Raw genomic sequence first — 13,879 nt, forward strand, 5'->3', positions numbered from 1 at the left:
CCCTCGCTTCTCCCCGCCGAATTCCTCCGATTGGAGTAAAGAAATGAAAGACTTGCTCAATCTCTTCAACCAGCAGCGTCCCGCGCTGGACTTCGACGCCATCAAGATCGCCCTGGCCTCCCCGGACCTGGTGCGCTCGTGGTCGTTCGGCGAAGTGAAGAAGCCGGAAACCATCAATTACCGCACCTTCAAGCCCGAGCGCGACGGCCTGTTCTGCGCCGCGATCTTCGGTCCGATCAAGGACTACGAGTGCTTGTGCGGCAAGTACAAGCGCATGAAGCACCGCGGCGTGGTGTGCGAGAAGTGCGGCACCGAGGTCACCCTGGCCAAGGTCCGCCGCGAGCGCATGGGCCACATCGACCTGGCTTCGCCGGTCGCGCACATCTGGTTCCTCAAGTCGCTGCCCTCGCGCATCGGCCTGATGCTGGACATGACCCTGCGCGACATCGAACGCATCCTGTACTTCGAAGCGTACGTCGTCACCGAGCCGGGCCTGACCCCGATGGAACGCGGCAACCTGCTCACCGAAGAGCAGTACCTGCAAGCGCGCCAGGAACACGGCGACGACTTCGAGGCCGCGATGGGCGCCGAGGCGGTCTACGACCTGCTGCGCACCATCGACCTGCAGGCCGAGATGCTGCAGCTGAAGGAAGAGATCGCCTCGACCAACAGCGAAACCAAGCTCAAGCGCCTGACCAAGCGGATCAAGCTGGTCGAAGCCTTCCTCGAGTCGGGCAACCGCCCCGAGTGGATGGTCATGACCGTGCTGCCGGTGCTGCCGCCGGATCTGCGTCCGCTGGTGCCGCTGGAAGGCGGCCGCTTCGCGACGTCCGATCTGAACGATCTGTACCGCCGCGTCATCAACCGCAACAACCGCCTGCGCCGCCTGCTCGAACTCAACGCGCCCGACATCATCGTGCGCAACGAGAAGCGCATGCTGCAGGAATCGGTCGACGCCCTGATGGACAACGGCCGCCGCGGCCGCGCCATCACCGGCACCAACAAGCGCCCGCTCAAGTCGCTCGCCGACATGATCAAGGGCAAGCAGGGCCGCTTCCGTCAGAACCTGCTCGGCAAGCGCGTGGACTACTCGGGCCGTTCGGTCATCGTGGTCGGCCCGACCCTGCGCCTGCACGAGTGCGGCCTGCCGAAGAAGATGGCGCTGGAACTGTTCAAGCCCTTCATCTTCGCCAAGCTGCAGCGCCGCGGTCTCGCCACCACGATCAAGGCCGCCAAGAAGCTGGTCGAGCGCGAAGAAGCGGAAGTGTGGGACATCCTCGAAGAGGTGATCCGCGAGCATCCGGTTCTGCTCAACCGCGCCCCGACCCTGCACCGCCTGGGCATCCAGGCGTTCGAGCCGGTGCTGATCGAAGGCAAGGCGATCCAGCTGCACCCGCTGGTCTGCACCGCGTTCAACGCCGACTTCGACGGCGACCAGATGGCCGTGCACGTCCCGCTGAGCCTCGAGGCCCAGCTGGAAGCGCGCGCGCTGATGATGGCCTCGAACAACATCCTCTCGCCGGCGAACGGCGAGCCGATCATCGTGCCGTCGCAGGACGTCGTGCTCGGCCTGTACTACATGACCCGCGCCCTTGAGAACAAGGCGGGCGAGGGCATGGCGTTCGCCAACGTGGCCGAAGTCAAGCGCGCCTACGACAACCGCGTCGTGCAGCTGCACGCCAAGGTCAAGGTCCGCATCACCGAGACCGTGATCGCCGAGGACGGCACCCGTTCGCAGAAGACCTCGGTGGTCGACACCACGGTCGGCCGCGCGCTGCTGCGCGAGATCCTGCCGGAAGGCCTGCCGTACGCGCTGGCCAACACCGAGCTGACCAAGAAGAACATCAGCCGCCTGATCAACTCCTGCTACCGCATGCTGGGGCTGAAGGACACGGTCGTGTTCGCCGACCGCCTGATGTACACCGGCTTCGGTTACGCGACCCGCGCCGGCGTGTCGATCGGCATCGACGACATGATCATCCCGGGCGAGAAGAAGGGCATCCTGGCCGAGGCCGAATCGGAAGTGCTGGAAATCCAGCAGCAGTACCAGTCCGGTCTGGTCACCGCGGGCGAGCGCTACAACAAGGTCGTCGACATCTGGTCGCGCACCAACGAGCGCGTGGCCAAGGCGATGATGGACGCGATCGGCACCGACACCGTGGCCAACGCCAAGGGCGACATGGTGCCGCAGAAGTCGATGAACTCGATTTACATCATGGCCGACTCCGGCGCCCGCGGTTCGCAGGCGCAGATCCGTCAGCTCGCCGGTATGCGCGGCCTGATGGCGCGACCGGACGGCTCGATCATCGAGACGCCGATCACCGCGAACTTCCGCGAAGGCCTGAACGTTCTGCAGTACTTCATCTCGACCCACGGCGCCCGTAAGGGCCTCGCGGACACCGCGCTGAAGACCGCGAACTCGGGTTACCTGACCCGTCGTCTGGTCGACGTGGCGCAGGACGTGGTCATCACCGAAACCGACTGCGGCACCGTCGAGGGTCTGACCATGACCCCGATCGTCGAAGGCGGCGACGTGGTCGAGCCGCTGCGCGACCGCGTGCTGGGCCGCGTCGTGGCCGAGGACGTGTTCCTGCCGGGCAACGACGAGGAGCCGATCGTCACCCGCAACACCCTGCTCGACGAAGCCTGGGTGCAGAAGCTCGAGGACGCCAGCGTCCAGTCGATCAAGGTGCGTTCGACCATCACCTGCGCCAGCAGCTTCGGCGTGTGCGCGCGCTGCTACGGCCGCGACCTCGGCCGTGGCCACCTGGTCAACCACGGCGAAGCGGTCGGCGTCGTCGCCGCTCAGTCGATCGGCGAGCCGGGCACGCAGCTGACCATGCGTACCTTCCACATCGGCGGCGCGGCGTCGCGAGCGGCGGCGATCGACAACGTCACCGTCAAGACCACCGGTTCGCTGAAGTTCAACAACCTCAAGCACGTCGCGCACGCCGGCGGCCACCTGGTCGCGGTGTCGCGTTCGGGCGAACTGTCGGTGCTCGACCCGCACGGCCGCGAGCGCGAGCGCTACAAGGTTCCCTACGGCGCAACCATCAACTTCCGCGACGGCGCCGAGATCAAGGCCGGCAACACGGTCGCGAACTGGGATCCGCACAACCACCCGATCGTTTCGGAAGTCGCCGGTTTCGTGCGCTTCATCGACTTCGTCGATGGCGTGACCGTGATCGAGAAGACCGACGAACTGACCGGTCTGGCCTCGCGCGAAATCACCGACCCGAAGCGTCGCGGCTCGCAGGGCAAGGACCTGCGTCCGATCGTGCGCATCGTCGACAAGAACGGCAAGGACCTGTCGATCCCGGGTACCGATCTGCCGGCGCAGTACCTGCTGCCGCCGCGTTCGATCGTCAACCTGCAGGACGGCGCGCCGGTCGGCGTGGGCGACGTGGTCGCCAAGATCCCGCAGGAAGCGTCGAAGACCCGCGACATCACCGGCGGTCTGCCGCGCGTGGCCGACTTGTTCGAGGCGCGCAAGCCGAAGGACCCGGCGATCCTCGCCGAGGTCTCGGGCATCGTCAGCTTCGGCAAGGACACCAAGGGCAAGCAGCGCTTGATCATCAAGCAGGCCGACGGTGAAGAGCACGAAGAGCTGATCCCGAAGTACCGCCAGATCATCGTGTTCGAAGGCGAACACGTGGAGAAGGGCGAGACGGTCGTGGACGGCGAGCCGAGCCCGCAGGACATCCTGCGCCTGCTGGGCGTCGAGCCGCTGGCGGTCTACCTGACCAAGGAAATCCAGGACGTCTACCGCCTGCAGGGCGTGAAGATCAACGACAAGCACATCGAAGTGATCGTTCGCCAGATGCTGCGCAAGGTCGAGATCGTCGACGGCGGCGACAGCAAGTTCCTCAACGGCGAGCAGGTCGAGCGTCAGCGCCTGATCGAAGAGAACGCGCGTCTGCTGGCCCGCAGCGAGATCCTGGCCAAGTTCGATCCGGTCCTGCTGGGCATCACCAAGGCCTCGCTGGCGACCGAGTCGTTCATTTCGGCGGCGTCGTTCCAGGAGACCACCCGCGTGTTGACCGAGGCGGCCGTGCGCGGCACCCGCGACAACCTGCGCGGCCTCAAGGAGAACGTGATCGTCGGTCGTCTGATCCCGGCCGGTACCGGTCTGGCGTACCACTCCCAGCGCCGCAAGAACGCGTCGGGTCTGACCGATTCGGAGATGGAAGCGTTGACCGGTTCGGTCAGCGCGGCGGTCGAAGCTCCGGCTCCGGCCGCGGCCGAGACGGTCGCCGGCGACGACGCCGAGTAAGCCGTTCGGGCTCCGGTCCGGCCGTCAGGTCGGGCCGGCGCCGGAAAACCGAGGTCGAAGACAGGGCGGGCAGCGATGCCCGCCTTGTTTTTTGCCCGCGCATCGGCGTTTCGCCCGCGTGAACAGGGCGATGGCATCGGCGTGGGGCTGGCAAGTCTTGCAAAACATGCTAGACTCGCGGATCGGATTGGGCCCTATGGGTCGCATCCCAGATCACGAAATTAGGCACAAGGAGTGCCTAGTGTTCGGCCCAGGGTAGGGCGGGATCATCGAATAAGGAAACGAAACTGCCGCCTCCGGGCGTCGGTTTCGCCTGTTCGCGCTGCCTGCGTTGACGGAAACGTTAAGCGCGGGCTATACTTTTTCGTCTCGGCAGGTCGGGTGGTTTCGGCTTGCCGTTCGTTTCTCACGAAGCGGCCGCCCGGCCCTTAAACAAGAGTTCCAGATGGCAACCATCAATCAGCTCGTCCGCAAGCCGCGGCAGGCGACCACGTACAAGAGCACCTCGCCGGCGCTCGCCAACTGCCCGCAGCGTCGCGGCGTCTGCACCCGCGTGTACACCACGACCCCGAAGAAGCCGAACTCGGCTCTGCGTAAGGTCGCCAAGGTGCGCCTGACCAACGGCTACGAAGTCATTTCGTACATCGGCGGCGAAGGCCACAACCTGCAGGAGCACTCGGTCGTGCTGATCCGCGGCGGTCGCGTCAAGGACCTGCCAGGCGTGCGTTACCACACCGTGCGCGGCTCGCTCGACGCCGCCGGCGTCGCCAAGCGCCGCCAGGGCCGTTCCAAGTACGGCGCCAAGCGTCCGAAGTCCTAATCGCGTCGATGCCCGGCGCGCCCACGGCGCCGCCACCCGCAATCACGCACGTTCAAGAATCACGAGAATAGGTACGCACCATGTCGCGTAAAGGCTCCGCCCCGCAGCGTTCGATCCTGCCCGATCCCAAGCACGGCAGCGAAACGATCGCGCGTTTCATCAATATGGTCATGCAGAGCGGCAAGAAGTCGGTCGCCGAGAAGATCGTCTACGGCGCGATGGACGTCATCGGCGAGAAGAATCCGAACGCCCTCGAGCTGGTCGAGAAGGCCCTGACCAACGTCTCCCCGTCGGTCGAGGTGAAGTCCCGCCGCGTCGGCGGCGCCACCTACCAGGTGCCGGTCGAAGTGCGCTCCTCGCGCCGTATGGCCCTGGCGATGCGTTGGCTGATCGACTCCGCGCGCAAGCGCGGCGAGAGCTCGATGCCGCGCAAGCTGGCCGCCGAGCTGCTGGACGCTTCCGAGAACCGCGGTGCGGCGATCAAGAAGCGCGAAGAGACTCATCGCATGGCGGAAGCGAACCGCGCGTTCGCTCACTACCGCTGGTGATCTAGTCGCCCTGGCGACAGGGTCTTCGCAACATCCGCATGGGATGTTGCCGCGGCGGCACGACAGCCGCCTTGCGAACCGGAGGCCGCCTAAAAGGCGGCGTCCGGCCATCTGGAATTCGAAAACTTACGAGAGGGTCCCGTGGCTCGCACCACTCCCATCGAGCGTTACCGCAACTTCGGCATCATGGCCCACATCGATGCCGGCAAGACCACCACGTCGGAACGCATCCTGTTCTACACCGGCGTCAGCCATAAGATCGGCGAAGTGCACGAAGGTGCCGCGACGATGGACTGGATGGAGCAGGAGCAGGAACGCGGCATCACCATCACTTCCGCCGCGACCACCGCGTTCTGGAAGGGCATGGACAAGTCGCTGCCCGAGCACCGCTTCAACATCATCGACACCCCCGGCCACGTCGACTTCACCATCGAAGTGGAGCGTTCGCTGCGCGTGCTCGACGGCGCGGTGTTCGTGCTGTGCGCCGTCGGCGGCGTGCAGCCGCAGTCCGAGACCGTGTGGCGTCAGGCCAACAAGTACTCGGTGCCGCGCATGGCGTTCGTCAACAAGATGGACCGCACCGGCGCCAACTTCGATAAGGTCGTCGAACAGCTGAAGGCGCGCCTGGGCGCGTACGCCGTTCCGATGCAGGTGCCGATCGGCGCCGAAGACGGCTTCGAGGGCGTGGTCGACCTGCTGAAGATGAAGGCGATCCATTGGGACGTCGCGTCGCAGGGCACCAAGTTCGAGTACCGCGACATTCCGGCCGAACTGCAGGCCAAGTCCGAGGAAGCCCGCAGCTTCATGATCGAAGCCGCCGCGGAAGCCTCGGAAGACCTGATGGAGAAGTACCTGGGCGGCGAAGAGCTGACCGAGGTCGAGATCATCGCCGGTCTGCGCGAGCGCACCCTGCGCGTCGAGATCGTGCCGGTGTTCTGCGGCTCGGCGTTCAAGAACAAGGGCGTGCAGGCCATGCTCGACGGCGTGATCAACCTGCTGCCGTCGCCGTCGGATCGTCCGCCGGTGCAGGGCATCGACGAGAACGAAAAGGAAGACAGCCGCAAGGCGTCGGATTCCGAGCCGTTCTCGGCGCTGGCGTTCAAGATCATGACCGACCCGTTCGTGGGCTCGCTGACCTTCTTCCGCGTGTACTCCGGCGTGCTGAACTCCGGCGACCAGGTGTACAACCCGGTCAAGTCGCGCAAGGAACGCGTCGGCCGCATCCTGCAGATGCACGCCAACCAGCGCGACGAAATCAAGGAAGTCCGCGCCGGCGACATCGCCGCGGCCGTGGGCCTGAAGGACGTGACCACCGGCGACACGCTGTGCGCGCAGGATCACATCATCACCCTCGAGCGCATGGTGTTCCCGGAGCCCGTCATCTCGATGGCGGTCGAGCCGAAGACCAAGTCGGACCAGGAAAAGATGGGCATCGCCCTGGGCCGTCTGGCGCAGGAAGATCCCTCGTTCCGCGTGCGCACCGACGAAGAATCGGGCCAGACCATCATCGCCGGCATGGGCGAGCTGCACCTGGACATCCTCGTCGACCGCATGAAGCGCGAGTTCAACGTCGAAGCCAACGTCGGCAAGCCGCAGGTGGCGTACCGCGAGACGATCCGCAAGTCGGACGTCAAGTCGGACTACAAGCACGCCAAGCAGTCCGGCGGTAAGGGTCAGTACGGTCACGTCGTGATCGAGCTGTCGCCGATGAACGAGAAGGACCGCGCCAACGAGGACGTCGAGAACGATTTCCTGTTCGTCAACGACATCACCGGCGGCGTGATTCCGAAGGAATTCATCCCGGCGGTCGAGAAGGGCCTGCGCGAGACCATCACCAGCGGTCCGCTGGCCGGCTTCCCGGTCGTGGGCGTGAAGGTCAAGCTCGTGTTCGGTTCGTACCACGACGTCGACTCGTCGGAAATGGCGTTCAAGCTCGCCGCGTCGATGGCCTTCAAGGAAGGCTTCCGCAAGGCCGATCCGGTCCTGCTGGAGCCGATGATGAAGGTCGAAGTGGTGACCCCGGAAGAGTACGTCGGCGACGTGATGGGCGACTTGAGCCGTCGTCGCGGCCTGCTGCAGGGCCAGGACGACACGCCGTCGGGCAAGACCATCAACGCGATGGTGCCGCTAGGCGAGATGTTCGGTTACGCGACCACGATCCGTTCGCTGACCCAGGGCCGCGCGACCTTCACGATGGAATTCGACCATTACGCCGAAGCGCCGACCAACATCGCCGAGACGGTCATCAAGAAGGGCGGCTAAGCCGACGCTTGCGCCCCGCGAAGGAAGCCGCCGCTCGCGGCTTCCTTCCGATCCGAATAACGAATCACTGCATTAATTAAAGAGAGACAATCATGGCTAAGGGTAAATTCGAGCGCACCAAGCCGCACGTGAACGTCGGCACGATCGGTCACGTCGACCACGGCAAGACCACGCTGACGGCCGCTCTGACCAAGGTCGGCGCCGAGCGTTTCGGTGGCGAGTTCAAGGCGTACGACGCGATCGACGCGGCGCCGGAAGAGAAGGCTCGCGGCATCACGATTTCGACGGCTCACGTCGAATACGAAAGCCCGAACCGTCACTACGCCCACGTGGACTGCCCGGGCCACGCCGACTACGTGAAGAACATGATCACGGGTGCGGCGCAGATGGACGGCGCGATCCTGGTGTGCTCGGCCGCTGACGGTCCGATGCCGCAGACCCGCGAACACATCCTGCTGTCGCGTCAGGTCGGCGTGCCGTACATCGTCGTGTTCCTGAACAAGGCCGACATGGTGGACGACGCCGAGCTGCTCGAGCTGGTCGAGATGGAAGTGCGCGAGCTGCTGAGCAAGTACGAGTTCCCGGGCGACGACACCCCGATCATCCACGGCTCGGCCCGTCTGGCGCTGGAAGGCGACCAGTCGGACATCGGCGTGCCGGCGATCATCAAGCTGGTGGAGGCGCTGGACACCTTCATTCCGGAGCCGGAGCGCGCGATCGACAAGCCGTTCCTGATGCCGGTGGAAGACGTGTTCTCGATCTCGGGCCGCGGCACCGTGGTGACCGGCCGTATCGAGCGCGGCATCATCAAGGTGGGCGACGAAATCGAAATCGTCGGTATCCGTCCGACCCAGAAGACCACCGTGACCGGCGTGGAAATGTTCCGCAAGCTGCTGGATCAGGGCCAGGCGGGCGACAACGCGGGTCTGCTGCTGCGCGGCACCAAGCGTGACGACGTGGAGCGCGGCCAGGTGCTGGCCAAGCCGGGTTCGATCACCCCGCACACCGAGTTCGAAGGCGAGGTGTACGTGCTGTCGAAGGACGAAGGCGGCCGCCACACCCCGTTCTTCAAGGGCTACCGTCCGCAGTTCTACTTCCGCACCACCGACATCACCGGCGCGTGCCAGCTGCCGGAAGGCGTCGAGATGGTGATGCCGGGCGACAACGTGAAGATGGCGGTGACGCTGATCAACCCGGTCGCGATGGACGAAGGTCTGCGCTTCGCGATCCGCGAAGGCGGCCGTACCGTCGGCGCCGGCGTGGTGTCGAAGATCCTGAAGTGACGATTCGGCCCGTGCGCGCCTAGCGCGCACGGGTTTGCCGAATCGCCATCCCTGCGAAAGCAGGGATCCTGAGACGAGGGCTAACCCCGAAATCTCAGGCGAAAGATCCCGCGGCGGCCTCCCGGCCGCCGCGGCTTTTTCAGGCCAGCCAGCTCCCTGAACGGAGCTGTCGGCCGGTCCGCAATTCCGCAGGGCAGGGGAGTTGCATCGCCCCTATCAATGCGGCTAGAATGCGCGACCACCGTGCCAGCCCCGGTTTCCGGGATGGCGCAACCAGCGAAATGAGGAACAGGACGTCCCTCGTATTCGCCAGACAGGGATATGTCGCACGGCAGCTCCGTACGTTCCGGGCCCGGACTCAAAAGGTCTGCGGCAACCAAGGAACAGTAACGGAGCCATTCGTGCGTTCTGCTCAGTCTGGGGCGGGCCGGGAAGCCGGGCCGCCTTAGCTTTTCCAGGCAAGGAAGCTCCGGGGCGAGGGTGTTGCCCTGGAGTGTTTGCGTTTTCGTGGGGCCGGCGCACCCAGAAGCCGTCCCGTCGCTCTTTCAACCAAGGAATTCCGTTCATGGCGGACCAAAAGATCCGGATCCGGCTCAAGGCGTACGATCATCGTTTGATCGACCGCTCGGCCAGCGAGATCGTCGAAACGGCCAAGCGGACCGGCGCGCAAGTGCGCGGCCCGATCCCCCTGCCGACCAAGATCGAGCGCTACACCGTTCTCGTCTCCCCGCACGTCGACAAGGACGCGCGCGACCAGTACGAGACCCGCACGCACAAGCGCGTGCTCGACATCGTCGACCCCAACGACAAGACCGTGGACGCGCTGATGAAGCTCGAACTCGCGGCTGGCGTTGATGTCCAGATCAAGCTGACCTGAGGCAACCACTATGACCGCGAAGAAGTATTCGTTGGGCATCGTCGGTCGCAAGGCCGGCATGAGCCGTTTCTTCACCGAAGACGGCAAGTCGGTTCCGGTGACCCTCATCGAGGCGACCCCGAACCGCATCACCCAGATCAAGACCGAAGACACCGACGGCTACAGCGCCGTGCAGGTGACGGTCGGCGTGCGCCGCGCCGCGCTCGTCAACAAGCCCGAAGCCGGTCACCTCGCCAAGGCGAAGGTCGAAGCCGGTCGCGGCCTGTGGGAGCTGCGCGTGGAAGCCGACCAGATCGGCGCCTTCGAAGTGGGCGGCGAGATCAAGGCCGACATCTTCAGCGCCGGCCAGCTGGTCGACGTCCAGGGCATCACCAAGGGCAAGGGCTTCCAGGGCACGATCAAGCGCTGGAACTTCCGCATGGGCGACGCGACGCACGGTAACTCGCTGTCGCACCGTTCGCCGGGCTCCATCGGCCAGCGCCAGACGCCGGGCCGCGTTTTCCCGGGCAAGAAGATGTCGGGTCACATGGGCGCCGTCCAGCAGAGCACCCAGCGTCTTGAAGTGGTCAAGGTCGACGCCGAGCGCGGCCTGATCGCGATCAAGGGCGCCGTGCCGGGCGCGCCGGGTGGCGACGTGATCGTCCGTCCCTCGAGCAAGGCATAAGGAGAGATGACGATGGAACTCGCCATCAATAACAGCAGCAAGACTCTGTCGGTCTCCGACGAGATCTTCGGCCGCGAATTCAGCGAAGACCTGGTCCATCAGGTCGTCGTCGCCTATCGCAACGCCGGTCGCGCCGGCACCAAGGCGCAGAAGACCCGTTCGGAAGTCAACGGCACGACCAAGAAGTCGAAGAAGCAGAAGGGCGGCGGCGCTCGTCACGGCGCTCTGACCGCTCCGATCTTCGTCGGCGGCGGCGTGACCTTCGCGGCCAAGCCGCGCAGCTTCGCGCAGAAGGTCAACCGCAAGATGTACCGCGCCGCGATCGCCGCGATCCTGTCCGAGCTGAACCGCCAGGGCCGCATCAAGGTCGTCGAGAGCTTCGACATCGACGCGCCGAAGACCAAGGGCCTGATCGAAAAGCTCAAGAGCCTGGAAGTCGGTCGCCGTCCGCTGATCGTCACCGAAGAGGCCACCGAGAACCTGTATCTCTCGGCCCGCAACCTGCCGTACGTCGAAGTGCGTGATGTCCAGGGCCTGGATCCGGTCGCCCTCGTTGGCGCCGACTCGGTCGTGCTCACCAGCGATGCGGTCAAGAAGATCGAGGAGTGGCTGGCATGAACGACGCCAAGCTCTACAGCATCATCCGCGCGCCGCGCGTGTCCGAAAAGACCGCACGTCTGCAGGAAGTATCCAACCAATACGTCTTCGAAGTCTCGAACGAAGCCACCAAGGCCGACATCAAGGTCGCCGTGGAAAAGCTGTTCGACGTCAAGGTCGAGGCTGTCAATGTGGTCAACGTGAAGGGCAAGAACAAAGCCTTCCGCAACCGCATGGGCCGTCGCGGCGACTGGCGCAAGGCGTACGTGAAGCTGGCCGAAGGCCAGTCGATCGACGTGATGGCCAAGGCCTGAGGAAAGACCCATGGCATTGATGACTTTCAAGCCCACCTCCGCAGGCCGCCGCAACGCGGTCCGCGTCGTGACCCCGGGCCTGCACAAGGGCGCGCCGCACGCGGCCCTGATCGAAAAGCAGAGCAAGACCGGCGGCCGTAACCACCACGGCCGAATCACCACCCGCCACATCGGCGGCGGTCACAAGCAGCACTACCGCATCATCGACTTCAAGCGCGATAAGGAAGGCATCCCGGCGCGCGTGGAGCGGATCGAATACGATCCCAACCGCACCGCGCACATCGCGCTGCTGTGCTACGTCGATGGCGAGCGCCGTTACATCATCGCCCCGAAGGGCCTGAAGGACGGCGATCAGGTCATCGCCGGCCGCGACGCCCCCATCAAGGTGGGCAACACGCTGCCGCTGACCAACGTCCCGGTCGGCACCACCGTGTGCTGCGTCGAGATGAAGCCGGGCAAGGGCGCCCAGCTGGCCCGCGCGGCCGGCGCCAGCGCCTACCTGGTCGCTCGCGAGCAGGGCTACGCCACGCTGCGTCTTCGCTCCGGCGAAATGCGCAAGGTGCCGGTCGAGTGCCGCGCCACCATCGGCGAAGTCGGCAACGACGAGCACAGCCTCGAGAAGCTCGGCAAGGCCGGCGCCAAGCGTTGGCGCGGCATCAAGCCGACCGTCCGCGGCGCCGCCATGAACCCCGTCGACCACCCGCACGGTGGTGGTGAGGCGAAGGCTGGCCAGGGCAACCCGCATCCGGTCACCCCGTGGGGTGTTCCGACCAAGGGTTACAAGACGCGCAAGAACAAGCGCACCACGCAATTCATCGTGCGCGATCGCAGGGGTTAATCGGCCATGGCACGTTCACTCAAAAAGGGTCCGTTCGTCGACCACCATCTCGCGAAGAAGGTGGAGACCGCGGGCAACAACAAGAAGCCGATCAAGACTTGGTCGCGCCGTTCCATGATCCTCCCCGAGATGATCGGTTTCACCATTGCCGTGCACAACGGCAAGAACCACATCCCGGTGCTGGTCAACGAGAACATGGTCGGCCACAAGCTTGGCGAATTCGCTCTGACCCGTACGTTCAAGGGTCATGGCGGCGACAAGAAGTCGGGCAAGTAAGGAGATGACCATGGAAGCGAAAGCCATCCTGCGCACCGCGCGCATCTCCCCGCAGAAGGCCCGCCTGGTCGCCGACCAGGTGCGCGGTCTGTCCGCCGAGCGCGCCGTCAACCTGCTGAAGTTCTCGGACAAGAAGGCTGCTGCACTGATCCGCAAGGTCGTGGAGTCCGCCATCGCCAACGCCGAGAACAACCAGGGCGCCGACGTCGACGATCTCAAGGTCAAGGCCATCATGGTTGACGAGGGTCCCGCACTTAAGCGCTTCATGGCGCGTGCGAAGGGCCGCGGCACCCGCATCCTCAAGCGCACCAGCCACATCACTGTGGTTGTGGGCGCCGGCAAGTAAGGCGGAGTAGACAATGGGTCATAAAGTTCATCCGACCGGAATCCGCCTGGGCATCGCCAAGGATTGGAATTCCAAGTGGTTCGCCAACAAGAAGCAGTACGCCGAATACCTGGCGGCTGACCTGAAGGTTCGCGAAATGCTTCGCAAGAAGCTGGCGCAGGCCGGCATCTCGAAGATCTTCATCGAGCGTCCGGCGAACAACGCCCGCGTGACGATCCACACCGCCCGTCCGGGCGTGGTGATCGGCAAGCGCGGCGAGGACATCGAGAAGCTGCGTAAGGAAGTCAGCAACCTGATGGGCGTTCCGGCGCACATCAACGTGACCGAGGTCCGCAAGCCGGAACTCGACGCGCAGCTGGTCGCCGAATCGATCGCGCAGCAGCTCGAGCGCCGCATCATGTTCCGCCGCGCCATGAAGCGCGCGGTGGGCAATGCGATGCGCCTGGGCGCGCTGGGCATCAAGGTCAACGTCGCCGGCCGCCTCAACGGCGCCGAGATCGCGCGTTCGGAGTGGTACCGCGAAGGCCGCGTGCCGTTGCACACCCTCCGCGCCGACATCGACTACGGCTTCGCCGAAGCCAAGACGACCTACGGCATCATCGGCATCAAGACCTGGATCTACAAGGGCGAAGTGTTCGACTTCGCTCAGGTCGGCCAGGAGAAGCAGGACGATTCGCCGCGCAACGAGCGTGGTGACCGTGGCGACCGCGGCGATCGCGGCGACCGCGGCGATCGCAACGACCGCTCGGGCCGTCCTGCCCGCGAACAGAGGTAATCCGCC

General features: G+C 65.0%; 13 protein-coding genes. All 13 read left to right on the forward strand.

What is annotated here, in order from left to right; genetic code table 11:
- Positions 1–43 precede the first annotated feature (43 nt).
- The 13 genes from rpoC (at position 44) to rpsC (ending at position 13,873) form a co-directional block, all read left to right on the forward strand.
- Positions 44–4,273: a DNA-directed RNA polymerase subunit beta' gene (gene rpoC, locus J5226_RS11060; protein WP_215839947.1), complete on the forward strand. Its 4,230-nt coding sequence runs from the start codon at positions 44–46 to the stop codon at positions 4,271–4,273.
- A gap of 445 nt (positions 4,274–4,718) precedes the next feature.
- Positions 4,719–5,093 (forward strand): 30S ribosomal protein S12, encoded by a 375-nt coding sequence (gene rpsL / locus J5226_RS11065; RefSeq protein WP_064746583.1) that lies wholly within the window; start codon positions 4,719–4,721, stop codon positions 5,091–5,093.
- An 80-nt stretch (positions 5,094–5,173) separates the two neighbouring features.
- Entirely contained in the window at positions 5,174–5,641 is a 468-nt protein-coding gene (gene rpsG / locus J5226_RS11070) for a 30S ribosomal protein S7 (protein WP_074873725.1), read from the forward strand.
- A gap of 141 nt (positions 5,642–5,782) precedes the next feature.
- Positions 5,783–7,903, forward strand: a complete 2,121-nt coding sequence (fusA, locus tag J5226_RS11075; RefSeq protein WP_215839948.1) for an elongation factor G — start codon at positions 5,783–5,785, stop codon at positions 7,901–7,903.
- 92 nt (positions 7,904–7,995) lie between these two features.
- On the forward strand, positions 7,996–9,186 hold the full coding sequence (gene tuf, locus J5226_RS11080) for an elongation factor Tu (RefSeq protein WP_215839940.1): 1,191 nt from the start codon (positions 7,996–7,998) through the stop codon (positions 9,184–9,186).
- A 565-nt stretch (positions 9,187–9,751) separates the two neighbouring features.
- Complete coding sequence (rpsJ, locus tag J5226_RS11085; protein WP_022968186.1) at positions 9,752–10,063, forward strand: 30S ribosomal protein S10; 312 nt, start codon at positions 9,752–9,754, stop codon at positions 10,061–10,063.
- A gap of 10 nt (positions 10,064–10,073) precedes the next feature.
- Complete coding sequence (gene rplC / locus J5226_RS11090; RefSeq protein WP_215839949.1) at positions 10,074–10,727, forward strand: 50S ribosomal protein L3; 654 nt, start codon at positions 10,074–10,076, stop codon at positions 10,725–10,727.
- 12 nt (positions 10,728–10,739) lie between these two features.
- The gene (rplD, locus tag J5226_RS11095) at positions 10,740–11,345 is read left to right on the forward strand and encodes a 50S ribosomal protein L4 (protein ID WP_123647193.1); all 606 of its coding nucleotides are present in this window, start codon (positions 10,740–10,742) and stop codon (positions 11,343–11,345) included.
- Complete coding sequence (gene rplW / locus J5226_RS11100; RefSeq protein WP_074872133.1) at positions 11,342–11,638, forward strand: 50S ribosomal protein L23; 297 nt, start codon at positions 11,342–11,344, stop codon at positions 11,636–11,638. The genes rplD and rplW overlap by 4 nt, the downstream gene beginning before the upstream one ends.
- Before the next feature lie 10 nt (positions 11,639–11,648).
- Positions 11,649–12,476: a 50S ribosomal protein L2 gene (gene rplB / locus J5226_RS11105; protein WP_215839950.1), complete on the forward strand. Its 828-nt coding sequence runs from the start codon at positions 11,649–11,651 to the stop codon at positions 12,474–12,476.
- Between the two features lie 6 nt (positions 12,477–12,482).
- A complete protein-coding gene (rpsS, locus tag J5226_RS11110) occupies positions 12,483–12,752 on the forward strand; it encodes a 30S ribosomal protein S19 (protein WP_207525729.1) in 270 nt (89 codons plus the stop codon).
- A gap of 10 nt (positions 12,753–12,762) precedes the next feature.
- Positions 12,763–13,098 carry a 50S ribosomal protein L22 gene (rplV, locus tag J5226_RS11115; protein ID WP_215839951.1) on the forward strand — a complete coding sequence of 112 codons (336 nt, stop codon included), beginning with the start codon at positions 12,763–12,765 and terminating at the stop codon, positions 13,096–13,098.
- 13 nt (positions 13,099–13,111) lie between these two features.
- On the forward strand, positions 13,112–13,873 hold the full coding sequence (rpsC, locus tag J5226_RS11120; protein WP_057948550.1) for a 30S ribosomal protein S3: 762 nt from the start codon (positions 13,112–13,114) through the stop codon (positions 13,871–13,873).
- Positions 13,874–13,879: the final 6 nt, after the last annotated feature.

Origin of the sequence: Lysobacter sp. K5869, assembly GCF_018847975.1 — a bacterium.
In the GTDB taxonomy this organism is placed as follows: domain Bacteria; phylum Pseudomonadota; class Gammaproteobacteria; order Xanthomonadales; family Xanthomonadaceae; genus Lysobacter.

Bases quoted from the DNA above. Each gene is read 5' to 3' on its own strand.
- rplW (WP_074872133.1), top strand. From the start codon at position 11,342: ATGAACGACGCCAAGCTCTACAGCATCATCCGCGCGCCGCGCGTGTCC.
- rplB (WP_215839950.1), top strand. From the start codon at position 11,649: ATGGCATTGATGACTTTCAAGCCCACCTCCGCAGGCCGCCGCAACGCG.
- rpsS (WP_207525729.1), top strand. From the start codon at position 12,483: ATGGCACGTTCACTCAAAAAGGGTCCGTTCGTCGACCACCATCTCGCG.
- rplD (WP_123647193.1), top strand. From the start codon at position 10,740: ATGGAACTCGCCATCAATAACAGCAGCAAGACTCTGTCGGTCTCCGAC.
- rplC (WP_215839949.1), top strand. From the start codon at position 10,074: ATGACCGCGAAGAAGTATTCGTTGGGCATCGTCGGTCGCAAGGCCGGC.
- rpoC (WP_215839947.1), top strand. From the start codon at position 44: ATGAAAGACTTGCTCAATCTCTTCAACCAGCAGCGTCCCGCGCTGGAC.
- rpsG (WP_074873725.1), top strand. From the start codon at position 5,174: ATGTCGCGTAAAGGCTCCGCCCCGCAGCGTTCGATCCTGCCCGATCCC.
- rpsC (WP_057948550.1), top strand. From the start codon at position 13,112: ATGGGTCATAAAGTTCATCCGACCGGAATCCGCCTGGGCATCGCCAAG.
- tuf (WP_215839940.1), top strand. From the start codon at position 7,996: ATGGCTAAGGGTAAATTCGAGCGCACCAAGCCGCACGTGAACGTCGGC.
- rplV (WP_215839951.1), top strand. From the start codon at position 12,763: ATGGAAGCGAAAGCCATCCTGCGCACCGCGCGCATCTCCCCGCAGAAG.
- rpsJ (WP_022968186.1), top strand. From the start codon at position 9,752: ATGGCGGACCAAAAGATCCGGATCCGGCTCAAGGCGTACGATCATCGT.
- rpsL (WP_064746583.1), top strand. From the start codon at position 4,719: ATGGCAACCATCAATCAGCTCGTCCGCAAGCCGCGGCAGGCGACCACG.